This is a genomic window from Dyella tabacisoli (genome assembly GCF_003350925.1).
In the GTDB taxonomy this organism is placed as follows: Bacteria; Pseudomonadota; Gammaproteobacteria; order Xanthomonadales; family Rhodanobacteraceae; genus Dyella_C; species Dyella_C tabacisoli.
This window is the reverse complement of record NZ_KZ857177.1, coordinates 209833-231727: the sequence shown is the minus strand read 5'-3', so window position 1 is coordinate 231727 and position 21895 is coordinate 209833. Positions and strand designations below refer to the sequence as shown.

At 56.8% G+C, this 21895-nt stretch carries 21 protein-coding genes and 1 other RNA gene; 12 read left to right on the top strand and 10 right to left on the bottom strand.

Annotated features, from left to right (window positions below):
• Nucleotides 1–49: 49 nt before the first annotated feature.
• On the bottom strand, nucleotides 50–685 hold the full coding sequence (locus tag DVJ77_RS12970; protein ID WP_114845938.1) for a response regulator transcription factor: 636 nt from the start codon (nucleotides 683–685) through the stop codon (nucleotides 50–52).
• 298 nt (nucleotides 686–983) lie between these two features.
• Here DVJ77_RS12970 and DVJ77_RS12965 point away from each other — a divergent pair, with 298 nt between their 5' ends.
• On the top strand, nucleotides 984–2579 hold the full coding sequence (locus DVJ77_RS12965; protein ID WP_114845937.1) for an MASE1 domain-containing sensor histidine kinase: 1596 nt from the start codon (nucleotides 984–986) through the stop codon (nucleotides 2577–2579).
• A gap of 357 nt (nucleotides 2580–2936) precedes the next feature.
• Here the strand turns inward: DVJ77_RS12965 and fur are convergent, their stop codons facing one another.
• Nucleotides 2937–3350, bottom strand: a complete 414-nt coding sequence (gene fur / locus DVJ77_RS12960) for a ferric iron uptake transcriptional regulator (protein WP_114845936.1) — start codon at nucleotides 3348–3350, stop codon at nucleotides 2937–2939.
• A 78-nt stretch (nucleotides 3351–3428) separates the two neighbouring features.
• Between fur and DVJ77_RS12955 the strand changes: the two genes are divergently transcribed.
• Entirely contained in the window at nucleotides 3429–3875 is a 447-nt protein-coding gene (locus DVJ77_RS12955; protein ID WP_114845935.1) for an outer membrane protein assembly factor BamE, read from the top strand.
• Nucleotides 3876–3900: 25 nt separating this feature from the next.
• Here DVJ77_RS12955 and DVJ77_RS12950 read toward each other — a convergent pair whose 3' ends face one another.
• Entirely contained in the window at nucleotides 3901–4200 is a 300-nt protein-coding gene (locus DVJ77_RS12950) for an RnfH family protein (RefSeq protein WP_114845934.1), read from the bottom strand.
• Entirely contained in the window at nucleotides 4193–4624 is a 432-nt protein-coding gene (locus DVJ77_RS12945; protein WP_114845933.1) for a type II toxin-antitoxin system RatA family toxin, read from the bottom strand. Before DVJ77_RS12945 ends, DVJ77_RS12950 begins: the two co-directional genes overlap by 8 nt.
• Before the next feature lie 83 nt (nucleotides 4625–4707).
• Between DVJ77_RS12945 and smpB the strand changes: the two genes are divergently transcribed.
• From smpB to DVJ77_RS12930, 3 genes are all read left to right on the top strand, one after another.
• Complete coding sequence (smpB, locus tag DVJ77_RS12940) at nucleotides 4708–5199, top strand: SsrA-binding protein SmpB (RefSeq protein ID WP_114845932.1); 492 nt, start codon at nucleotides 4708–4710, stop codon at nucleotides 5197–5199.
• A 73-nt stretch (nucleotides 5200–5272) separates the two neighbouring features.
• Nucleotides 5273–5625, top strand: a transfer-messenger RNA (tmRNA) gene (ssrA, locus tag DVJ77_RS12935).
• Nucleotides 5626–5790: 165 nt separating this feature from the next.
• On the top strand, nucleotides 5791–7011 hold the full coding sequence (locus tag DVJ77_RS12930) for a tyrosine-type recombinase/integrase (RefSeq protein ID WP_114845931.1): 1221 nt from the start codon (nucleotides 5791–5793) through the stop codon (nucleotides 7009–7011).
• 134 nt (nucleotides 7012–7145) lie between these two features.
• Here the strand turns inward: DVJ77_RS12930 and DVJ77_RS12925 are convergent, their stop codons facing one another.
• Both DVJ77_RS12925 and DVJ77_RS12920 read right to left on the bottom strand, forming a co-directional pair.
• The gene (locus DVJ77_RS12925; RefSeq protein WP_162791478.1) at nucleotides 7146–9014 is read right to left on the bottom strand and encodes a DUF4209 domain-containing protein; all 1869 of its coding nucleotides are present in this window, start codon (nucleotides 9012–9014) and stop codon (nucleotides 7146–7148) included.
• A 49-nt stretch (nucleotides 9015–9063) separates the two neighbouring features.
• Entirely contained in the window at nucleotides 9064–10335 is a 1272-nt protein-coding gene (locus tag DVJ77_RS12920; protein WP_114845929.1) for a hypothetical protein, read from the bottom strand.
• A gap of 169 nt (nucleotides 10336–10504) precedes the next feature.
• On the opposite strand from DVJ77_RS12920, the gene DVJ77_RS12915 reads away from it, so the two are divergent.
• The gene (locus DVJ77_RS12915; protein ID WP_225427982.1) at nucleotides 10505–11011 is read left to right on the top strand and encodes a recombinase family protein; all 507 of its coding nucleotides are present in this window, start codon (nucleotides 10505–10507) and stop codon (nucleotides 11009–11011) included.
• Between the two features lie 342 nt (nucleotides 11012–11353).
• Here the strand turns inward: DVJ77_RS12915 and DVJ77_RS12910 are convergent, their stop codons facing one another.
• The 3 genes from DVJ77_RS12910 to DVJ77_RS12900 all read right to left on the bottom strand — a co-directional run bounded on the left by DVJ77_RS12910 (nucleotide 11354) and on the right by DVJ77_RS12900 (nucleotide 14978).
• Nucleotides 11354–11740, bottom strand: a complete 387-nt coding sequence (locus DVJ77_RS12910) for a hypothetical protein (RefSeq protein ID WP_114845928.1) — start codon at nucleotides 11738–11740, stop codon at nucleotides 11354–11356.
• Nucleotides 11741–11754: 14 nt separating this feature from the next.
• Nucleotides 11755–13590, bottom strand: coding sequence for an eCIS core domain-containing protein (locus DVJ77_RS12905; protein WP_225427981.1), 1836 nt, complete (start codon nucleotides 13588–13590; stop codon nucleotides 11755–11757).
• A 230-nt stretch (nucleotides 13591–13820) separates the two neighbouring features.
• A complete protein-coding gene (locus tag DVJ77_RS12900; RefSeq protein WP_114845927.1) occupies nucleotides 13821–14978 on the bottom strand; it encodes an agmatine deiminase family protein in 1158 nt (385 codons plus the stop codon).
• A gap of 597 nt (nucleotides 14979–15575) precedes the next feature.
• Between DVJ77_RS12900 and DVJ77_RS12895 the strand changes: the two genes are divergently transcribed.
• Nucleotides 15576–16409, top strand: a complete 834-nt coding sequence (locus DVJ77_RS12895; RefSeq protein ID WP_114845926.1) for a hypothetical protein — start codon at nucleotides 15576–15578, stop codon at nucleotides 16407–16409.
• Nucleotides 16410–16727: 318 nt separating this feature from the next.
• On the opposite strand, the gene DVJ77_RS12890 is transcribed toward DVJ77_RS12895, so the two are convergent.
• Nucleotides 16728–17306 (bottom strand): GNAT family N-acetyltransferase, encoded by a 579-nt coding sequence (locus DVJ77_RS12890; protein ID WP_162791477.1) that lies wholly within the window; start codon nucleotides 17304–17306, stop codon nucleotides 16728–16730.
• Between the two features lie 255 nt (nucleotides 17307–17561).
• Here DVJ77_RS12890 and DVJ77_RS12880 point away from each other — a divergent pair, with 255 nt between their 5' ends.
• From DVJ77_RS12880 to DVJ77_RS12860, 5 genes are all read left to right on the top strand, one after another.
• Nucleotides 17562–18980 (top strand): cytochrome B6, encoded by a 1419-nt coding sequence (locus DVJ77_RS12880; protein WP_162791476.1) that lies wholly within the window; start codon nucleotides 17562–17564, stop codon nucleotides 18978–18980.
• Between the two features lie 364 nt (nucleotides 18981–19344).
• Complete coding sequence (locus DVJ77_RS12875) at nucleotides 19345–19668, top strand: hypothetical protein (RefSeq protein ID WP_114845922.1); 324 nt, start codon at nucleotides 19345–19347, stop codon at nucleotides 19666–19668.
• A 3-nt stretch (nucleotides 19669–19671) separates the two neighbouring features.
• Entirely contained in the window at nucleotides 19672–20046 is a 375-nt protein-coding gene (locus DVJ77_RS12870; protein ID WP_114845921.1) for a GntR family transcriptional regulator, read from the top strand.
• Nucleotides 20043–20900 carry an ABC transporter ATP-binding protein gene (locus tag DVJ77_RS12865; protein WP_114845920.1) on the top strand — a complete coding sequence of 286 codons (858 nt, stop codon included), beginning with the start codon at nucleotides 20043–20045 and terminating at the stop codon, nucleotides 20898–20900. Before DVJ77_RS12870 ends, DVJ77_RS12865 begins: the two co-directional genes overlap by 4 nt.
• Nucleotides 20897–21865 (top strand): hypothetical protein, encoded by a 969-nt coding sequence (locus DVJ77_RS12860; protein WP_114845919.1) that lies wholly within the window; start codon nucleotides 20897–20899, stop codon nucleotides 21863–21865. Before DVJ77_RS12865 ends, DVJ77_RS12860 begins: the two co-directional genes overlap by 4 nt.
• Nucleotides 21866–21895: the final 30 nt, after the last annotated feature.

The following is a 21895-nucleotide window of genomic DNA, read 5'->3' as shown; positions in this document are numbered from 1 at the left end:
CCATCGCGGCGCAAAACAGCATGAGCGTCGGCACATCCAGCCATGCTGCTTACCCCCGCTGCGGCAACAACCCCCGCTCGCTTGCCATCCGATACAGATCCAGCTCCGAACCCGCGCCCAGCTTGCCCATCAAGCTGGCGCGGTGGATATAGATAGTCTTCTGCCCGATGCCGAGTTCGGCCGCCGCCTGTTTAGGCGCACGCCCCGCCGCCAGCAGTAGAAAGACCTCGCGCTCGCGAGCGGTGAGCCGGTTGATCGGGTCCAATGCCTCGCTTGGCCGTTCCGCACGGCGTTGCCGCAAATCGGAGCTCAAAAAACATTCGCCCAGCATCACTGCGCGCAATCCGGCGACCAGCTCCTCCGGCGCCACCCCTTTGGTCACATAGCCACTGGCGCCACGGCGCAGCGCCTCCGATACGTAAGGCTCGCCGTCGTGCATGCTCAAAACCACGATCCGCGTTTCGGCAGCGACACTCAGCAAGTGCTCGATCAACGGCAAGCCACTGCCATCGGGCAAGGACAAATCCAAGGCGACGAGATCGGGGCGACGCAGAGCGACCGCCTCCACGGCGTCGTCCGCACTGCGGCACTCGGCAATGACCTCAAGGTCAGGCTCCATCTCAATGAGACGTTTGAAGCCCTCACGGACTATGGCGTGGTCGTCGACCAGAACGATGCTGTACATGCCCTGCACTGTATCGCAGGCATCGCGTCAGTACACCGCTTTGTGGATTTGAAGTGAAGACGCCGCCCCCGAACCCGACTTCACCTGGCTGATAGCTAGCCGTGCATTCTTGATTTTTTGAGACGGTGACTCAGTGCAGTGGCTCATCGGCATGGTCGGGCAGCCCCAATGACACACAAAATCGAGTCATCACTGGGCCGTCTCCCGACGTACACTCCCTCGTCAATTCCCTGTCCTGCGCGTAAACAGCTTCCGGCGCGGGCTACTCAGAGATCGTCAACAGGCTCTAATCCCAGGCATGCCCTCGAAACTCTCGTCACCATTCAGCACCGGCCTGCTGTACGCCGTCGGTTACTTTCTGCTCTGGCTACTGCTATGGCCCACCGAGCAACCCTACTGGATGCTGCCCTACGGCCTTCGCTTCGGCGCCCTGCTACTGGCCCCCCTGCGCTATTGGCCTTGGCTGATCGGTGCCGAACTGGCTGCCACCGGCACCATTGTCGTTGCCAGAGACTTGCCACTTGGCTGGTTTAACTTTGTCGCCGACGAATTACCCGAGCTTTTCGTCGTTACCGTCTGCTTGTGGCTTATGCGCCGAGCCAGCCTGCATGCCAGTTTGCGCAACCCGGAGGATGTCTCGCGACTGCTGCTATCGGCTGCTTTTACCGTAGCGGCCAGCACCGCCGTCGAGGGTGCGCTGCTGGCCGTGCTTCATCCCATATCTTCTTCGGACCTGCTGATACAGGCGTTGGGCCAGGACCTATTGGGCAACTACGTCGGCATCTTGCTGGCGGTGCCGATGATGGTTTTGCTCGCGCGGGCCCGTTTGAGCCGTCGCGCGTTGATGCGCCTGATGACCGATGGATTGCTCGTCATGCTGCCGGCGCTGGCGATCTTGCTGGTACTCACGGCCCATACCGCCCCGCAACCACAATTTGCGCGTGTTCTGTCACTGGCGCCGGTGTTGTTTTTCGCCTTCAGGCATGGATGGCGTGGCGCAAGCCTGGCGATGCTGGTTTCCAGTCTGGGTATGACGGCGGTCGATCACCTGGCCGGACACGCACCGCCGAATGCATCGGCCCACCTGTTTCTGGCGGTAGCCGGCACCGGTGCGCTGATGCTTGGCTCAGCCACCGATGCCCTGCGCCGCAGTAGCGAGCGCGTCGCGGAGCAAAACGTCTACCTGGCAGCCGTCAACCGTCGCCTGGATCATCTCGCACGCCAATTGCGCGATGCTGCACGCGGCAACCTGCAAGCGGAAGAGAATCAGCGCCGACATATGGCCGCCGAGTTGCACGACGAACTGGGCCAAAACCTCACCGCCATCCAAACCCACGTCAAGCTCGCCCAGTCACGCCTGGCGCAAGTTGGCATGGAGGACATCGGCACCTCGATCAACACCATTCTCGGCCACATGCGCCGCGCATTGCACCGCATGCTCGATGACTTGCGCCCCGCCGTACTCGATGAGTTTGGCTTGCTGCGCGCCCTGGACGAGGGCCCCATCCGCGACCTATTGAACACGGCCGGCATCACCTATCTCACCGACTTACATGGCGACCCGCGCCTGCTCGACGAAGATGCCCGCACCGCGGTATATCGGCTGGCGCAAGAGAGCGCCACCAATGCGGTCAAGCACGCGCAAGCCCATACATTCCAGTTGCGCCTGCGCATCGGCGAGCGTCAAGGCACCGTGCTTGCCCTACTTGATATTCGCGACGACGGTATCGGACTTCCCAGCCGGATGCCGCGAGGCGGACGTGGGCTACAAGGCATGCGCGATCGTGTGACTTCTCTGGGTGGCTTGTTCCGCCTGCGCCCGGAAACGCATGGCGTTCACTTGCGCATCTTGTTGCGCAGCAACAATGCCACGCCCATCACAACCCGGATCTAGAACCGTTCCACCTAGGAAATTTTCCAATACCGGCGTCGTGAAGTGTTCGTTAGGATTTGTTCATTGATGTGGGGGAGCCACCATCGCGAGATGGTGTGCCGTACCAACCGTGGGGACGGTTGGTACGAAGAATGGCAGGATGCCATTCCGCCGGTACCGACGGTAAGCCTTGCGCCAGCGAGCAATTCGCATAGCCAAGAGCCGATCGATAACGGATCAGCCGCTGGGTGGACAGGAGTCCTCCCGCGGCTTTTTTTATGCCCGCGCATAACGCCAAATTCGGCCCGGCTTTTGCATTCACAAAACGCAAAGGGCCGGCGACCTGGATCGCCGGCCCTTCTGAATTAGCGAAACGACTTACTTACGCTGCTTCGGACGTACGTACAGCACCAGGCTGTGATCTTCCAATACATAGCCGTGGCGCGCGGCGATTTCGTGCTGGAGGCGTTCGATCTCCTCGCTGACGAACTCAATCACTTTACCGCTGTCCACATCAATCATGTGGTCGTGGTGTTTGCCGCGATCCAGTTCGTAGACGGCCTGCCCGCCCTCGAAGTTATGCTTGACCACGATGCCGGCAGCCTCGAACTGAGTCAGCACGCGATAGACAGTGGCCAAGCCAATGTCTTCCTGGTGGGCAAGCAGTCTTTTGTAAATGTCTTCGGCGGTAAGGTGGTGAGCTTCCTCATCTTCGAAGATTTGCAGGATCCGCATACGGGGGTGGGTGACTTTAAGCCCAGCCTTACGCAGCTCCTTAGTTTCCTGTTCCATAGCAAACTCCAGGCACGCACGGTGCTACCAAGCCGTTAGTGTATCATCCGACACCTTTACGATCCGGACGCAAGACGCATGCATAACCTGATTCGCACGCTGGGTTTCGCCATGCTGGCCCTTTCCCTCGCCAGCTGCCGCCTCGTGTACACCCCCGACGTGCAACAAGGCAACCTGCTCGACAAGAAAAACGTGACCCAGCTACAACCGGGTATGACCAAGCGCCAGGTGCTCGTGCTGCTCGGTTCACCCTCGGTCAGCACTCCGTTCGACCAGAACCGTTGGGACTATGTCTCCACCCAGCAACACCGTGGCGGCCCGATCAAGGTGCGCACGCTTAGCCTGGCCTTTAATAACGACACGCTAGTGCGTACCGAGGGCGATTTCTTCGCCGAAGATGCCCAGCAACTGGTCAAAGACAGCAAGAAATATCACGCCAGCTACCCGGTCGACGAAACCCAGGGCGATAAGAGCAAGACGCCCGAGGACGAGAAGAAAGACAACGACAGCAAAGACGGCAAATAATCGCCTGAATCAATCGTTGTTGTTGTCAGACCCCATGGGCGCGCCGACGGCGCGCCTCTTTAGGGTCCAGCGTAAGCGATCGGTAGATTTCAACCCGATCGCCATCGCGCAACACCTCGTCGGGCGCGACCTTGCGCGAAAAGATTCCAAGATGCGCCGGGTCGATGTGCAGCCCGGGTACGATCGCCGTGATTCCTGACGCATCGATGGCCTGGATGACCGTGCTACCCGTGGGCAGGCTCACGCAACGCAAGACCTGATGGTCGGCTGTGGCGGCATAGACCACCTCAACATTGATACTGTCGGGCGTAGAGTTCTCAGCCATAGGCACGTTCGGCCTCACGACAAAAATCGTCGACCATGCGACTGGCCAGCCCTTGGAAACCGAGTTTAAGCGCAGCACCGCCAACCCGGCCGGCATAATCGAAATCAAGCGTAAAGGCGATCTTGCAACCAGCGTCACCTAGCGCAATGAACTCCCATATCCCTTCCAGACTACGGAATGGACCCTCAACCAGACTCATCTGCAGACGATGCGGCCGTTCTGTCGTATTACGGGTAGTGAAGCTATGGCGAAGGCCGGCGAATTTCAGATCCAGCCGCGCCACCCGCGTATCGCCTTCACGCTCAAGAATCTCGGCACCAGCACACCAAGGGAAACGCTTTGGGTATGCTTCGACTTCATTGACCAGGTCGAACATCTGCGCTGGTGAATATTTCACCAAGGCACTACGGCGAATTTCGATCACGTCGACCTCATCGAATCATCCAGCATCCGGCCCCATATCTGGCTGGATCACCAGCAGGGCATACAGCCCGAAGTTTAGCGGACATGGCCAAGGCGAAGGACAAAGACAAACAAGGCGGCGGCACGATCGCGCTCAATAAGCGCGCCCGTCACGAGTATCACATCGACCAACGCTACGAGACGGGAATCGCCTTGCAGGGTTGGGAGGTCAAGTCGTTGCGTGCCGGTCGAATCAATTTCAGCGACAGCTACGCCATCGTCAAAAACAACGAAATCTTCCTGGTCGGCACCTCGATCCCGCCACTCATCAGCGCATCCACCCATGTCATCGCCGAGGATCGGCGCACCCGCAAGCTGCTGCTGCACCGGAAAGAAATCGACCAGCTAGTCGGCGCCGTCGAGCGCAAGGGCTACACCCTGATCCCGATGGCGCTGTACTGGAAGGGCAACAAAGTAAAACTGGAAATCGGCCTGGCGCGCGGCAAACAAGAGCACGACAAGCGCAACACCGAGAAAGAACGCGATTGGCAGCGCGAAAAGCAACGAACCATGCGATCACACAATCGCGCTGCTTAAGCCTTAGAAACAATCAGCAACACGCCGGAGCCGCGATCCCTTATACTTCGCCGGTTCCAGCAGTCTTTTCCCCGGGGGTGTCATGGCTTCGACGGGGGTAGTGAGATAGTTTGGTGCATGCCGAGGGGGCAGCTTTCCTCGTTAAACCAGCCGCAAACTTATAGTTGCCAACGACGACAACTACGCTCTAGCCGCTTAAGGCTTAGCCCCGAACCCACTTGTGCCTGTGCTCGTGGATGTAGGGTCACTATCACGGGATCGCCGAAGATTGCCGCCTGTCGGTCTTAGGTCAAATCAAGCGGGCTGGTCCTTCGATGCGCTTCGCACATCGTGCTGTCGCGGGATGAGATTCAACGGTGAGCTAAGCATGTAGTACCGGGCGTCAAACGCCTTCGGACGCGGGTTCGACTCCCGCCACCTCCACCAACTCAACGTCCACGGACGTTCCAAGAAGGCCGGAAACCCTAGCAATACCAAGGGTTCCGGCCTTTTTCTTTGTCCGGTGACGTCCACGGAGATTCCTTGAAATCCGGGGGCAACTGGGGGCAATATCGGGGGCAACACGGACGTCACTCTTCACAGTTGCCCCCAATGCCACTAACAAATGTAGCGATCAGCAAAGCCAAGCCCACAGATAAGACCCAGCGACTATTCGACGGCGGGGGCATGTATCTGGAGATATCGCCAGCCGGCGGCAAATGGTGGCGACTGAAATACCGCTATGGTGGCAAGGAAAAGCGTCTATCCCTTGGCACCTTTCCTGATACCGGTCTCGCAGAGGCTCGCGAGAAGCGCGATGCTGCACGCAAGCTACTAGCGTCTGGTATCGATCCGGGCGAGCAACGAAAGGCCACTAAAGCTGCTGGCGAAGATCGCTCAGCGAATAGCTTTGAAGTGGTGGCTCGCGAATGGCACGCAAAGCAGTCCTCCACGTGGGTGGAACTCCACGCAAGTCGCATCATGCTGAGGCTGGAGAATGACATTTTTCCTTGGCTGGGTAGCCGACCGATTGCCGATATCACAGCCAAGGAATTTCTGACGACTGTGAATCGCATCGTTGCGCGCGGTGCCGTCGAGTCCGCACATCGGGTACTGCAAAATTGCGGACAAGTGCTTCGCTATGCCATCGCAACTGGACGAGCCGAACGCAACCCAGTAACCGATCTACGCGGCGCCCTACCCTCAGTTAAGCCCAAGAACCTCGCTGCAATCACTGATCCATCTGCCATTGGCGGCTTGCTGCGTGCGATAGACGCTTATCAAGGCACATTCATCACCAAATGCGCGCTGAGGTTCGCACCGCTCGTATTCGTTCGACCCGGTGAACTCAGGCACGCCGAGTGGGCTGAGTTCAATTTGGATAAGGCCGAATGGAATATCCCAGCCGAAAAGATGAAGATGCGCCTACCGCATCTAGTTCCACTGTCGCCCCAAGCGGTGGAGATTTTGCGCGAACTTCAGCCGCTCACCGGAACAGGTCAGTACCTATTTCCCAGCGCTCGCAGCCCAAAGCGCCCAATGAGCAATAACGCCGTACTCTCAGCCCTTCGGCGAATGGGATTTGCCACCGATGAGATGAGCGGTCACGGCTTTCGCGCAATGGCTCGCACCGTCTTGGATGAGGTGCTTCAGTTCCGCCCTGACTACATCGAGCATCAGCTCGCACACACGGTGCGAGACCCAAATGGAAGAGCCTACAATCGCACAGCCCATCTTTCAGAGCGCAGACAGATGATGGCTGCTTGGGCCAGCTATCTCGAAGCACTGAAGGCTGATGGCAATGCACTAATGCCTATGAGGAAAACCGAATGACTCAGACAATACCTTGCTTCGCATCGAATTGACCCATTGGGCATCCCTGTTGTCGCCAGAACGTCGAACTTGCTTGACGCGACACAACCAACGAGCGGGCTCAAGCTCGATTGCTTGCAGGTACTTGATAGGTATCAGAAGACCAATTCCTCAATAGCGATAGCGATTTTAGAGCGAAGATCACCAAGCAAGGGGATGCATGTCAGCTTGTATACAAGCCAGCAGGCATAGATAGCGTCAGTGGAATAACATGCCCCCGCATACATCTTTCCATGTGCAGTCTGATGGCGAAGTGCAGGACCTGCTTTGTAGTTGAAAAGTAGGTCGATCTCGTTCACAAGATCTTCGCCGAACACCCGATCCATTTCCGGCCGCCGATTGTCCAGCAAGCCACTCAGTGATCGATCCTCTTGCAGCAGATCGGTCTTGATCTTAGACGAGTCCTCGCTTGCCGCCTGAAGAACATGACGAATGGAATTTTCAAGCTGCGGTATCAGCAGATGAACAGAGGACGCGAAATCCCCCTGCCAGAATCGCGCAAATCCTAGAGCAAATATGTGCTCATGACCGAACGGTACAAACGGACTCGCAGCCACAATTGGCTCGAAAAATCGTTCCTCGACGGGAAAGCGCTGCATGATCGTCCGGCGAGCTGGCTCAATGTGGCCACCTACAATCTGATGGCGCCAAAGATCGTAAGTGCGTAACCACTGAGCCTTGAGCCAATCGTCGCTGGGCTCCCCTTGGAGTGGCGAAGCCGGTGTTTGAGCTACCACCTTTCCGTCACGGTCAGAGTATGAAGCGCCAAACGAAGAACTCAACAAGCTCTCGCTCCGACTATTGAGCGCAATTGAGCGCAACTGTTCGATTGGCAGTGATCGCGCAAAGGTAGCGACGTTTAAAAGCGCCTCTGGTAGCGTCAACTCACTGAAGACCTTGATGGTCCCAACCTGCTCATCTTCCAGATCAACGGGAATGCTGAATTGCCCAAACTCATCGACGGACTGCTCTTGAAGGTCTCTCAACTCACGGCGTAGTTCCTTGATACGCTCGCTGAAGCCGCCTGCAGCTCGTAGCTGCCCTATAGCCGTCATAGTCCAAGCAGCCCGAGCACTGGATGTACTAACCTGATCGCGCATACTCAGAGTTAGTTCCACCGAGGCCAGTTGACAATGGTGCTTGGCCTCTCTATCGCCGATCCTTGTATATGCCTCGGCAGCTAGATCCCAAACCTTTTGCAGCGCAAGTGGAAACGTTCCGCTTGGGGCACCTTCTGCCATCTGTCTGGCGTCCGCGGCTACGGAAACCCACTCAATCATGCCGTAAGAAACACCAAGACGTGCGATATCAGCGAAGGCCACGAAAGCACTCTTGTCCTTGATGCGTGCATATAGATTTGAATAAGCACCTTCTAGGTCGTCAGGAATCTTTTCTCGTTTACCAAGCTGCGCGGTGATCTGAAATGCACGATGTAGATACTTGAGCGAGCCAAAGAACGAATCTGACGTACTTTCGTATCGATCCTGGAACGTACCATCCAACTTTTTGCTGACAACATCGCAATAGGCGCTAACGGCAATGCCAGCGGCCTTCCAGTGCTTACGATCGTTGTACCAGACGATATCGGCGATCCGCGCGCGAAGAACAGGATGCTCGATAGAAGGCAAAATACTTAACAGAGTGTCGTTTTGCGATCCGCGAAAGTCACTCGGCACATATGAGCGGCCTTCTCCAGAACGCCATCTCGCATCAAATGGTGTCGATGGATCATTGACATTTAGATGAAAGGCACAGAGATGCCAGAGTAATTCATAAGCGCGTGCAGATGCCTCATCCACCGCGTCGACTGCCTTCTTTTTGGCCACATAAAGTGCCTCCAGAAAAGCCTCGTCATCCGCAAACATCATATCCAACAGCACACTGGACAGTTCAGCGACTCTGAAATCATCAAAACTTGCAAAGGGCAGCACTGGCTCTTTGGCGCCTTCGACGGTATCGGTCATGTCTTCGCTCTCGGCCGAACTTAGTAAACGGACTGGGGGATCGAGGAACCTAAGAAATTGGAGAAAAGCCGAAGCTGAAACCCACCCTCCAGAACGGACTACTCTCGTTCTTGAAGTGATATACGACCCCATTACTTGGAGTCCGACCAGCTTCTGGTAGGCCTATCTCGCCTTCACTCAGGAAACAAACGGATACTATGTGTTCGTGATGGGCGCCCCGCATGAGCCTAGACGCAATAAGTTGCAACGTATTTGGCCCCGAATCCGCACCAGCTTCGCTTGCCGCGACTCGCACCAGCGCCTGCATGTCGATATCGTCTAGTCTCGCGATGAGCAAGGCAGGCCGTTTCCGTGTCAACTGCTTCGACGCTGCACGCGAGAGCGTCCTGTAGATTGATTCGAAGATCGAATCGTTCTTTTCGCTCTTAACAACAAGCAGAGCTGTACTGCCCCCTTCGCTTCCCAGCATCAGCATCGGTCTATTGTTCGTGCCGGTTACTTTGTCTAGGTAACCTCTATCGATAAGTCCGCTGTCAGCTGCATTTCCAAGCCCCGCAGATGTTGCGTCTCTAACGTCAATGCGCGCGATGCCGTTGCTCATAGTCGACGCGTCGCTGCTGATTGCGATCCTGACCAAATCTGCTATGCCTTTCTTCTCATGCATCTGGCTGGGGAAGCGATCCGGCACCGTAATTTCTACGATGAGATCAGCCGACGATGTAGAAATATGGGAGTTAAGGACAGGAGCAACCTCTTTATAGAAGTCCACCAGCTCACTTCGATGAATTTTCTGTCCCTTATCCCTAGAGAGAAACTTGCACTCGACCTCAATTTCGCTACCGTCAATTCCGTGTAGAAGTAGGTCAAAACGCTCGTCGCCATTGAGGTCAGGGAAACTGACCTCGTATCCGCTTTGCAAGAAATGAGTTGCTGTTGCGAGCTCAACTTGTAAGGCTCGAAGATCCTCCGGCTCGTTCTTGATCGCGCCGACAATTCGCCGCATCAATTGCTTCCCGGCCGCATCGCCGACTGCGTCATAGAGCGATATGGCTTGGGCAACGAAGGCTATCGCGAAAAACAGATGACGCTTTTTCCTAAGCGTCAGGGGGAATCGTCCGTTGCGATCCCATATGTGAGTGAGTTCATCTAACGCGAAGCAGAGCTCGTTCTCGTCTTCAAGGTGGTCTTTTGAATATGGATTTCCTGCAATGGCCTGCCGTATGAGCTTGGCACGGTCGGACCATACTTGATGGCCAACTAGCCCAATAAACCGGAGAAAGGGTCTGTAGAACTCTAAAAGGTTTAGGCCAGTTACGATCACGGCGGTCCCTCGATGAATTGTGACTAGCCTAGCGTCTCGCCCAGCTCGTGCCGCATGCGGATCAACGCCTCGCAGGCTATCGGAAGGTATACCTTCCGATAGCGGCCCAAGGATCTATCAAAACTACTATCAAAATAGCATTTTTAAAGAATCTCAGGAGATTTGATAAATGAGCGAGGTCGTTAGATACGCACGGGTCAGCAACTCCGGTCAAAGTCTGGAAATCCAGCAGGACAAGCTGAAGGCATTCGGCTGCACAAGGATCTTTGCCGAGAAACGGTCTGGAAGACAGACAGATACCCGTCCAGAGCTTCAAGCATGCCTTCGGTTCCTTCGTGATAGGGACACGTTGGTGATCTCCAGGTTAGACCGCATGGCCCGATCCATCTTCGATCTGTCGAAGATCGCGGACCTGTTAAAAAAGAAGGGTGTCGCCCTGAAGGTCTTGGATCAGGCGATCGATACCAGCACTTCAGAAGGCATGCTGATGTTCAGTCTGCTCGCTGCTTTCGCACAATTTGAGAACGATATACGGACTGAACGGCAGAACGACGGTATCGCGAAGGCCAGACAAAAAGGGGTCGCCTTTGGGCGGAAGCGAGCCCTGACGCCAGAACAGTGCAGGTGGATAAGGGCGCTACGGGAGGGGGAAAAATTCTCTGCTCCCCCCAACTAGCGGAACGATTCAACGTAGGCCCCGCAACGATCTATCGAGCGCTAAAGGACACAGACCACTGACGGCCATATGGCGTGGCTCTCAGCGACGGACAGAACTCGCAGATAGGCTCGGCGTACTGTTCGGAGATCGGTTGCATAATTTTGCAATGCAACCGGACCCATCGGACAAGTTAGCAGGGATGTAACGAGCAAATGGTCGTCAATCGCGTGTGTTGCTTGTTTGATTTGGTTCGATGCCCATGTTTGATCAGTAGCCTGACTAAGGTCAGCGAAACACTCTTCCCAATGCAGTCGAAGGCAGCTAGCGCAGGAGTCGCCAGAAAAGCAACTCTCTAAATTCCTAAACTTGTTTTGGCGTTTCACTGCCCCTCAAATCCGCCTCAACGATCGACTCCACCTCGCTCAAACATGGCGCCACCAGCCCCTCACGGGGCGATGGCATGATCATGTGCGCAACGCCCACAATCGTCACCCGGTGCCCGTCGAAGCGCCGCAACTCATCCTCGCTGCGTATCGCCTGCTCCACCCCGAACGCCTCCAGATACACGCGCTTGCCGTCATCAAGCTCCAGAACAGCATGGGTCTTCCGCTCGCCTGCTACTGCCGGCCCTTTTCTCGGCGCAGGGATCGCCCAATAGATGCCGGTCGCCTCAACCTTCTGGCCATCGTGGGACGCCATATCGACGGTTGTTGCGACGCAGGGCAGTTGTCCAGACGGGGAGCTCATTTGCCCACGCCCTTTTACTTAACTAGCTCATTGCGTATCTGGCCTTTGGTGCCGATCTGCGGTCCAGACTTCACCTCGACGGTGAGCCAGGTCTGACCTCCACCGACATTCTTGGCCGAGACCCGCAGTGCCGTTCCTTTTGCCAGGTTGATAACTTTCGTCCCCACCAGCAGTGGCGCGTCTTTATCAATCGTCGCAACATCCAGTGCTTTTTCCGACTCGACGACTACCGCCGATGGATCGGATCCATGCGTGAGCGTCGCGGCCTGCTGCTCCAGAAATGTCTGTGCCTTCGAGACAGGGCCGTACATGAAGAAAATCCATCCCGTTGTCGCCCAACCCGCCGCGTTCTCGAGCGTGATGTAGTCGCTGCCGGAGCTCATTACTGCTGCTGCATAGTGGAAATTCCAGGTAAAGCTGCTCACATCATGCGAACCTGGAGCGTCCTTTTCGGTGCTAATCGTGATGCCCTGGCCGACCTCAGGTCGCGCATACTTGTTTCTGCCGTACTTGCGGTCGAACTTGTCCTTGTCCGTAGCCGATAGCGCGGCATATTTGTTGTAGGCATCCTGCCGGCTCAGCCCGGCGCCAAACTCCTTCTTATAGACCTCTTCGGTCCACTCCTCCGGTGTTGTCGGGTCGCCACCGTGATAATCCTTCGGCGAGCCGTACGTCTCTGACTTATCGCCTTTCATGACGGAGACGTCTTTGCCCGAGCTCGGGCTCCCCGTCACTTGCTTGCAGGCCGAGCCACAGTCAGAGGCCAGTTCTAGCGGCCCTCCGCCGGCTGCCTTTACCGGCTCCACCTCCTGCAACGTGATCGCCGCTGACTTGGGGCTGGCAGGAGGTATGCCCGAGATTGGATTGCCCTTAGCGACCAGCTTTGCCTTCGACCCTACGGCCGCCAGCTTTGCGTTGGAGGTCGCAAGATTCGCCGACGTCGTCCATGCGCGCTTACTCAAGTTTTCGCCCCAGCCGTTGTCCTCTGCGGCCATGTTGCCGTCATCGGACACCCGCAACGGGCTACCTGCTGGATGCACCCAACCCAGCGACTTTTTGGCCGTCTGAGCTGCGGCATCGAACTCCGTGTAGCGGCGGATCGTGGCATGCTCGCCGCCGTCGCCGTGCGACTGCTGCACGACATGTGCCAGCTCATGCGCCAGCAGTGCCTGCCCGGTGGCTGTGCGAGGGGCGTACCGATCCGCATTGAAAACGATATGTGGCCCGACGGCGTACGCGAGCGCCCCGACCGAACGAGCTGAGGCAGCGGCATTTGTGTCGGCATGAACCCGAACTCTGCTGAAGTCATGACGGAAGCGCGGCTCGAAGAATGATCGGCTCCTCTGATCTAGAGGTTGGCCCGACGAGCGCAGGACACTGTGGACCAAGCCGGGGGCGTCACCGGAGACTGCGGTTGATCCGTCCCGCTTCGTTTGAATGGCCTCATGCTCCTCATCGCAGGCCGCGCATTTTCGGCTGAGCTGTAGGCCAGCAGCACTCATGCTAGGCGGCTCGCGCATGCGCATTACCTGATCGGCGGCGCGATCCGCCTCATGCTCCAGTGGATCATCCGTCCGTCCGACGGCGAGCTTTGGCTGTAGGTCCGCGAGTGAAGGACCGTCAGACGCCGGTGATCGGCTGGTCCGGTTCGGCGAGAAGAGCGGTATTTTGCCGAAATCAAACGAGGTGCCGCGTGGTGCTTCACCGAGCGCCATGTTCTCCAGGGCGGCCCCTGCCTCATGCGACTCAGCGGGCGTATTTGCAGGCTGGTTGGAAAGCCGCTGCTTTAGGCGAATGGTTGAATCTACGGCTGTCTTCGTCTGTGATCTGGTGATCTTCGAAGCAAACATGTCTGCGCCCTCCCTTGTCGACGTAGATCCGGCGGAACGACTGGCACCACTCCTGAACTAATCCAAGCCAGCAGCATTCCGGCGAAAGCCACTATTTCATTCGGACCTACCTTAGTGTGGCGTCGTTAAAACGTTAAATAAAAAAGCGGCGCCTCTTGCGGCAGTCCCTGATTGAGCGTGCGCCCCGCCCACACGTGGCATAGATTTGAACGACCTGATGGTTTACGTAGCTAGTCCGCCCCCGCGGACTCCTTGGTACCCGCGACGCGGGGCAGTTGTTTAGTGACGCAGTGGATGCCGCCGCCGCCAGCGGCGATCGGGTCGATATTGACCTGCACCACCTCGCGCCCCGGATACAGTTGCTGCAACAGCTCCCGGCAGTAGCCGTCCGCCGCCGCATCGCCGAACTGCGGGGCGATCAGCGCGCCGTTGATCGACAGGAAATTGATGTAGCCCGCCGCGAAGCTCGGGTTGTTCTCGGTATAAACATTGCGGCGCGGATCCGTCGGCGGCGGTAGGGTATGCACCTGGAGCTTGCGTCCTTCGGCGTCGGTGGCCGATTTGAGGATGTCCAGGTGCCGACGGGTTACCGGGTAATCGTGGGAGTCCGGATCGTTGTCGAGGTTGGCGATCACCACGCCGGGCTTGGCGAAGCGCGCATAGAAATCGATGTGGGCATCAGTGATGTCTTGGCTCTTGATGCCCGGCAGCCAGATGATTTTCCTGAGGCCGAGCAGGCTTTTCAGCTCGGCGTCGATCTGCGCCTTGCTCAGGCCCGGATTGCGGTTGTCGTTGATCCAACAACTTTCGGTGAGGATGGCCGTGCCGTGCCCGTTCACCTCAATGCCACCGCCCTCGCCGGTGAGCCGGCTGCGGATATAGGTTGCCTCCAGCTCGGTGCCGAGCGCCTTGGCTACTCGGGTGTCGTTGGACGAGGCCTGCTTTTTGCCCCAGCCGTTGAAGTTGAAGTCCACCAATCCGAGCCTACCGCCGCGATCGAGCACGAAACAGCCGCCGTAGTCGCGCACCCATATGTCGTTGAGCGGCAGCGGCAGGTAATCCACGTTGTCGGTGCCGCATTCGTCACGGGCGTCGTCCTCCTGTTGCTCCCGGCACAGGATGGTGACCGGCTGGTAGCGGGCGATGGTCCTGGCCAGCATGGCGACAGTGCTGTTCACCTCCGACGCCCAGTCCTTCCAGATAGCACTGCTCGCAGCATAGGCGAGGAATACCCGCTCCTGTGGCAGGTGCTCGTCAGGCATATGCCAGCCATCCGTCGCCGGGGCAGCGTGCAGACGAGGCGTGGCGAAGCTCAGGCCGAGCGAGGCGGCGACGCCGACGCCAGCCGTGGTTGAGAGCTGCTTGAGGAATTGTCTGCGGGTCGTCATGGCGAAATCCTTGAGACGAAGAGACGGGATGAGCCGAGGGACTTTCAGTAGTTGACCAACAGGCTGCCAAGCAGTTCGTCGGACACCTCATGCTTGCGTGGACTGATGGTGTGTTCAGGTCAATGGGCAGTTTCCTGCCTGCGGCCCGTTTATACAAAATCCAGGACACGCCCAGTCTAGGCTGATCCCTTGCTCAAGGTCTCGTGCAATAGCTGCCGTTAAGCGTTGGATCGTCAAAAAATTCGGCATAGAGGTGATTTTTCTGGCTTTGTAGATTATTTAAACATGAAATCGCTTTAACCACCTGGTCATGTCAAATGCTCTTGCAATAAGAGCGGGTAATAACAACATGAAATAACGCCCCACATCGACATTTTTTGTCTCCGGCCTCGCCTGGCGAACCCATAAAGAAAATTTGTTCAATGGCGAATTAATTCCCAGCCATCGTCGCAGTCCGTGCGATTGCCGGCGAATACAATTCTTCTCGCACCAGGGATTCAACTCCCTACCCGATTATCAGAACCGCCCTTCCCGCGACAGCAGGACGGTTCGCTGCACCTTGTCGCATCACTCCAATCGATTAGGGAGAACAACGATATGTCCAAGACCCGCACTCAACGCGTACTGCTAGCCACCGGCCTTCTGCTTGCTGTCACCGCAGCCTTCCCGGCAAGCGCAGAATTTTTGACTGCAGCCGCAACACAGACCGCCTCCCCCGACAGTAACCTCTTCACTACGTACTCCTTCAACAACACTTACACGAGCGCCTACTTGAGCGTATGCGGCTCTACTCAGGGATCATCTGGCTGCTATGGCGGCGGACCCTTGGGGCCGTTCGGCCGAGCCGGGGCACTTATCGAAGGCAATGAGTCGGTCGATGCCACAACGAGCACGGTTACGCGCAATATCTATGTCGTGGACGAAGCCGCCGGCAGTGGGGCCGGGGTAACGCTCTATGTATACAAGAAGACCGACGTCGTAGGCCCGTTGTTCGATACGGTGACCATAAGTCTTACGAATACCATCACCCTTCCTCTCACCGGGGGTCTCAGCGCAAAGACTTATCTGGCGGCTGACGACGGCTTCCTCTTCATCGGAACCAATCAAAGCCCATTTGCTGTTCGAGTTCAAAAGTCCAACCTGGCCATTAGCCAGATTGGCGGCTTCTCCCCGCCGATCAATGTGTCATCCATCACGTCCAACAAATACGGCTACGTAACGGTGACTTTCGGTGGCATTGGCGGCTCTGACGGCTTCTACGTTTTCGCCCCCAATGGCAACGTCACCGAAGACGGTGGTGGTGCCGATTTCATGGTCAGTAATTCGACCGGCCTCTCGACCGCCAATCTTGCCGCAACCAGTGCGATTCCTGCGGTACGGATGCATATCCAGCTCAAGGACGTTGCGCCACAAAAAACAGCAGGTAACTGAGCTGCTCGATGAAGGAGAGGTCATGCCAATCTGCCGCCGCCCAGCAATCATGATGATGTGAAATGATTATCAAGCGGAAGTTGAAAGCCAGATAGCAGGCATGATGTGGAGAGCGGTGAAGCCATGATTTCAAATTCATTACTGCGCCATTCTTCACTACAATCCTTCAACAGACATCATTGCAACCAGCCCCCTAAGTAATCTAATTACTTAGGGGGCTTATTAACTCATAGAAATAGTCTTATCGATGACGCGTCCGGGGCGTACCCGTGGCCGCCGCCCATTAACCTAGGCCACGACGAACTTGCTCTATCCATATCAAGGCAGCGGTAACGAAGACAGCCCAGAGCACCAAATCCAATGCGAAGGCATAAGAATGCGCCCCTCCCCTTTATTCACTACAAATACCTTGTGATTACGGATGAAACCCAAGTGCTTAAGTAATTTCTGCATGCCCTGTGAATGGGGTGTGCAAAAACATTGCACTATGGCCCCTTCCGGTGCGTTTGTCAGAAAATACCGCACGAGCGCCTCACCAACACCATCCCGGCGAAATCTCGATTCAACGACAAGGCATTCAATCGTTACGACTTGTTGGCCGTCATCATTGCGTGAAAACACCACCAGGGCGCCGCCTAGTGTGCTTTTGGCAGAGCGAACGACAACAAACTGTACAGGCTCAAAAAGTCGTCGAAGCATCCATTGACGACCGAGAATCGCCTTGGCACACCGCAGGGCGAGAGCAATTTGTGCTTGGCGTGTACCACAGCCCTCTGGGCTGAAATGCCCCCTAGCAACACCAGACGACACTTCTGAAACTAGAAAGAGAATGTCCCATGGCTGCGCCGGCACCACGCGATGGCGCTGCACAACGACGGGCTTGCTTGAACGTGACATGGTTGGCATTTACGTCCAGCTTCAAGAATTTCACTTAAACGCACGACACCGAAGTTGGTTGAACGCGCTGCCGCACAATGCACAGCACGCTGTATAGCGTCACTTGAATAACGCGCCATCGATTCATGCAAGCTATCGATTCAATCAAATCAATTAATTTCCCACGCCCTCCAATGAAGCCTAGGATCGGCCGCGGCGGCCCATGGCAGGGGCTGTGCCAGGCCGCCTGGCATTCACGCCCTATGGGAGGCTTACATGAAACGCGCAACCGCCAAACGTGGCCGGCAGCTAGCGTTGTCGATCGCCACCGTACTCGCCTTATCTGCATCGGCGCAGGGATTTCAGGCCGATCCGCCATCTAAAACCCCACCCCCAACCAGTTACTCGTCGGTTATCGAACCCGATTTTCAAACTACGATGTCGCGTATGTCCGCTGCGAAAGCTGGTGTGATGCAGCGGCATATGAGTCTGTTGCAGCAGCGCTACGATCTTGCCGATCGCCCTGCACCTGGGGTCACGATGTCCCGCGGCAAACCGGTGCAAGAAGGCGTTCGAGTTCGACTCAAACCCGGTGTCACCTGGGATCAGCTTGTCTCGATGACCCCGGATGAGATCAAGAGCAAGGATCTATTCCCCGCCGGCTTCTTTCCCCTGCCCCACCCCAATCATCCTGAAGGCGGCATGTTGTTTCCGCATTTCGAGATCGAACGGATCAAGCAGCAGGACAATCGCGACTTGACCCGCTTCGATCTGGATTTCGATTTGCCGGATCATTTTCTGCCGGATTTTCCGGCAGGCATTTATTTGACCACCCGGCCGGACCTGGGCGATGTCTCCAAGGGCAAGCTGGTCAGCCTCGATAATTACTATGAATTGTTCAACGGCACTCTCAACCCCAAGCAGCTCGAAGGTTTACGGTTGCTGGTCACGCCGTTTCCACAGCAGCAATTCAACGCGACCGGCGACCGCCGCTCGGCTCGTGCCAGTCTCGGCGTAGCCTGCTTCGATTGTCACGCCAACGGCCATTCCAATGGGGCAACGCATCTGGTCGGCGATATACGTCCGCAAGAATTTCGCCATCGCATCCAGACCCCTTCGTTGCGCGGGGTGAATATTCAACGGCTCTTCGGCTCGCAGCGCGCATTGAAGAGCGTCGAAGACTTTACCGAGTTCGAGCAGCGCGCGGCTTACTTTGACGGCGACCCCGTGCTGGCCACCAAGAAGGGCGTGAATATTCTTGAGCGCGGCAGCCAAGTACACGACATGGCCGAGTTCGAGGAGCTGCTGGATTTTCCGCCGGCCCCGAAATTGGGCTGGGACGGCAAACTCGATCCAGGCAAAGCTACCGAAGCCGAGCTGCGTGGGCAGGCGATTTTCTTTGGCAAAGGCCAATGCAGTAGTTGTCATGAGCCGCCGTATTACACCGATGGCAGCATGCACAACCTACAAGTTGAGCGCTTCTACAAGCCACGCTTAATCAATGGTGAGATGGCCAGCGCCGATGGCCCGATCAAAACCTTCCCATTGCGCGGCATCAAGGACGCACCACCCTACCTGCATGACGGCCGGCTGCTGACGCTGGACGATACGGTGGAATTCTTCAACATCGTGCTAGGCACTAAGCTCAACGGGCAGGAGAAGCAGGATCTGGTCGCCTTCATGCGACAGCTCTAAGGCTGTATCGACGAACTGCCCGGTGTAAACGCCGGGTAGTTCGTCATCTCAAAGCCTGTTGCCCGAGCCGCTCATGCGGCTTCAGCACGACCTTTCCGCGTCGTCGCATTGGAACGTAAGCCTATCTGGCGTGATGACTGTCACCTGCTATAGCTGATCGACGCATCTGCCGCAGATCCCATCGGAAGCCGATGATCTCCGCTCACAGGCACCCAATAGGGGCCGCCTGGGGCGCGCCTGCATCCGGCGACGCCTTATAGGCCATCAGTCATGTTGCGAAATGGCATCTTGCCTGTTGACTGACGAAAACATGGTGTTATAGTTCACTACAACACCGGTTAACGAGATCACTAAGGACACCGTCATGAAAGCACAGAACTTGTTCACCCTGGCCGCCGCCACCTTGCTTACTGCCGCGACCCTTGCCTCACTCAACGACAATGTCGCGAACATTCCGGCGCAACAGATCAATGGCGCCAAGGTCATCAACCTGAGCCCGCTCGAAGTTCGCCCCAGCGCCGAGGATCTGCGTGCAGCGGCACTACTGACAGAAGCAGGCATGGTCAGCGCGACAGCCACTGCGGCACTCACCCATGGCGCAGAAACCGGAGCCCGCTTGCTCAGTGCGCAATTGGTCATGCCCTACTATTCGTTTGGCACCAAGCTCGGCCGCATCAGTAAGGAATAACCAATGACTATCACCTGGAACGACAGCGTCCCGATCTATCGCCAGCTACGCGAACGCGTGGTGGCGATGATCCTGGACGGCGCCTTGAACGAGGGCGACCCGCTGCCGTCAGTACGCCAGGTCGCGGCGGATTACCAAATCAACCCGCTGACCGTCTCAAAGGCGTATCAGGAACTGGTCGACGATCAACTGGTAGAAAAAAGGAGGGGGTTGGGCATGTTTGTCATCGATGGAGCCCGCGACGCGCTGCTCAAGTCCGAGCGCGAACGCTTTCTACGCGAAGAGTGGCCAGTACTATTTACTCGGCTGCAACGCTTGGGCCTGGATCTGAAGGCGCTGATGCGCGAAGCACCAGAGCAGCCGGGGAATCAGTCATGAATACCGTGATTACCGCCAGTGGCTTGAACAAACGCTACAAGAACACTCATGCGCTGGATCAAGTCAGCTTTCAGATCGAGTCTGGCCGCATCGTGGGGCTGATCGGCCCCAATGGCGCCGGCAAGACCACGGCACTGAAAGCCATTCTCGGCCTCACTGATTTCGATGGGCAACTCAATGTACTGGGCCTGGATCCACGCACTCAGCGCAATCAATTGATGGAGCAGGTTTGCTTTATCGCCGATGTCGCCGTGCTGCCCCGCTGGATCCGGGTGCGCGAAGCGGTCGACTTTGTCGCCAACGTGCATCCGCGCTTTGATCGCGTCAAATGCGAAACCTTTCTGGCACGCACCAAACTGCAGCCGGAACAGCGCGTGAAACAGATGTCCAAAGGCATGATCGTGCAACTGCACCTGGCCCTGGTCATGGCCATCGATGCTCGCTTGCTGGTGTTGGACGAACCCACTCTGGGCCTGGACATTCTCTATCGCAAGCAGTTCTACCAGAGCTTGCTTGAAGATTACTTCGACGAGAACAAGACCATCATCATCACGACCCATCAAGTCGAGGAAATCGAACACATTCTCACCGATTTGATGTTTATCCGGGATGGCAAAATCGTCCTGGATGCCGACATGGACGCCATCGGCGAGCGCTTTGCCGAAGTGATGGTAAGCGCCGACAAGGCCGCCAGTGCGCGTCAGATGAATCCTCTGGACGAGCGCCAGGTATTCGGCAAAAGCATCTTTCTGTTTGACGGCGCCGACCGGGCCGTTCTGGAGGGCATGGGCGAAGTCCGGCGGCCGTCTATCAGCGATCTTTTCGTCGCCACCATGAAGGGAACCTACGCATGAAAACCTTCTATTGGCTCGTGAAACGCGAGTACTGGGAACACCGCGGCGGTTTCCTATGGGCCCCCATCGTCACGGGCGGCATCTTTGTCTTGCTCAACATCATGGGGATCATCACCGCGGAAGTGTTCGGTGCGCGCCATGGCCTCATGATCGGCGGCAATAATGAGCTGACCCAACTGGTTGCCAAGGCCAATGCTGGCGATCTGGCCCAGGTCGGCAATGCACTCGATCTGGCTTTTATTTCTTCGATGGCCATCATCAGCGTTGTGCTGGGCTTCGTCGTATTGTTCTACTGCCTGGGTTCGTTGTACGACGACCGCCGCGATCACAGCGTCCTGTTCTGGAAATCGCTGCCGATTTCCGACACCACTACCGTGCTGTCAAAAGTCGTGAGTGCCACAGTATTGGCCCCGATCATCGCTGTGGTCGTCAGTATTGCGCTGGGCATGCTGCTGATTATGATCTTCGCCTTAGTGCTGTCGTTCCACGGGGTAAGTGCATGGCAGTTGCTAAGCCAGGCACATCCTTTGCGCGCCACCATTTCGTTACTCTGCGCGATCCCGCTATACGCACTATGGGCCTTGCCGGCAGTGGGCTGGTTGATGCTCTGCTCCGTATGGGCACGTACCAAACCCTTTTTGTGGGCGGTGTTGATACCTGCATTGACCGGCCTGATGATTAGCTGGTTCGGCATCATGAACCTGCTCAATCTGTCGTCGAGCTGGTTCTGGACACATATCTTCCAACGCATACTCATCAGTGTTTTCCCTGTCTCAAGCCTGCAGTCGTACAACATTGATGTCGAGTCTTTCTCCCACGTGCATCAAGACGGTCCACTGGCCCTTATCGATCCCATCCGCATCTATAGTCTGCTGGCCTCGCCTGGCTTGTGGATCGGTGTCATCGCAGGTGCGGTCCTTATCATCGCCGCCATCCGGCTGCGTCGGGCTCGCGACGACAGTTGACCGCTCTGATGCCCTAACTACTACGAAGAA

What these genes read in the sequence shown, in the direction of transcription:
- DVJ77_RS12900 (WP_114845927.1), bottom strand. Translation starts at nt 14,978, where the DNA reads ATGACGACCCGCAGACAATTCCTCAAGCAGCTCTCAACCACGGCTGGC.
- DVJ77_RS12915 (WP_225427982.1), top strand. Translation starts at nt 10,505, where the DNA reads ATGAGCGAGGTCGTTAGATACGCACGGGTCAGCAACTCCGGTCAAAGT.
- fur (WP_114845936.1), bottom strand. Translation starts at nt 3,350, where the DNA reads ATGGAACAGGAAACTAAGGAGCTGCGTAAGGCTGGGCTTAAAGTCACC.
- DVJ77_RS12930 (WP_114845931.1), top strand. Translation starts at nt 5,791, where the DNA reads ATGCCACTAACAAATGTAGCGATCAGCAAAGCCAAGCCCACAGATAAG.
- DVJ77_RS12910 (WP_114845928.1), bottom strand. Translation starts at nt 11,740, where the DNA reads ATGAGCTCCCCGTCTGGACAACTGCCCTGCGTCGCAACAACCGTCGAT.
- DVJ77_RS12905 (WP_225427981.1), bottom strand. Translation starts at nt 13,590, where the DNA reads ATGTTTGCTTCGAAGATCACCAGATCACAGACGAAGACAGCCGTAGAT.
- DVJ77_RS12925 (WP_162791478.1), bottom strand. Translation starts at nt 9,014, where the DNA reads ATGACCGATACCGTCGAAGGCGCCAAAGAGCCAGTGCTGCCCTTTGCA.
- DVJ77_RS12865 (WP_114845920.1), top strand. Translation starts at nt 20,043, where the DNA reads ATGAATACCGTGATTACCGCCAGTGGCTTGAACAAACGCTACAAGAAC.
- DVJ77_RS12950 (WP_114845934.1), bottom strand. Translation starts at nt 4,200, where the DNA reads ATGGCTGAGAACTCTACGCCCGACAGTATCAATGTTGAGGTGGTCTAT.
- smpB (WP_114845932.1), top strand. Translation starts at nt 4,708, where the DNA reads ATGGCCAAGGCGAAGGACAAAGACAAACAAGGCGGCGGCACGATCGCG.
- DVJ77_RS12955 (WP_114845935.1), top strand. Translation starts at nt 3,429, where the DNA reads ATGCATAACCTGATTCGCACGCTGGGTTTCGCCATGCTGGCCCTTTCC.
- DVJ77_RS12860 (WP_114845919.1), top strand. Translation starts at nt 20,897, where the DNA reads ATGAAAACCTTCTATTGGCTCGTGAAACGCGAGTACTGGGAACACCGC.
- DVJ77_RS12870 (WP_114845921.1), top strand. Translation starts at nt 19,672, where the DNA reads ATGACTATCACCTGGAACGACAGCGTCCCGATCTATCGCCAGCTACGC.
- DVJ77_RS12890 (WP_162791477.1), bottom strand. Translation starts at nt 17,306, where the DNA reads ATGTCACGTTCAAGCAAGCCCGTCGTTGTGCAGCGCCATCGCGTGGTG.
- DVJ77_RS12970 (WP_114845938.1), bottom strand. Translation starts at nt 685, where the DNA reads ATGTACAGCATCGTTCTGGTCGACGACCACGCCATAGTCCGTGAGGGC.
- DVJ77_RS12965 (WP_114845937.1), top strand. Translation starts at nt 984, where the DNA reads ATGCCCTCGAAACTCTCGTCACCATTCAGCACCGGCCTGCTGTACGCC.
- DVJ77_RS12895 (WP_114845926.1), top strand. Translation starts at nt 15,576, where the DNA reads ATGTCCAAGACCCGCACTCAACGCGTACTGCTAGCCACCGGCCTTCTG.
- DVJ77_RS12875 (WP_114845922.1), top strand. Translation starts at nt 19,345, where the DNA reads ATGAAAGCACAGAACTTGTTCACCCTGGCCGCCGCCACCTTGCTTACT.
- DVJ77_RS12880 (WP_162791476.1), top strand. Translation starts at nt 17,562, where the DNA reads ATGAAACGCGCAACCGCCAAACGTGGCCGGCAGCTAGCGTTGTCGATC.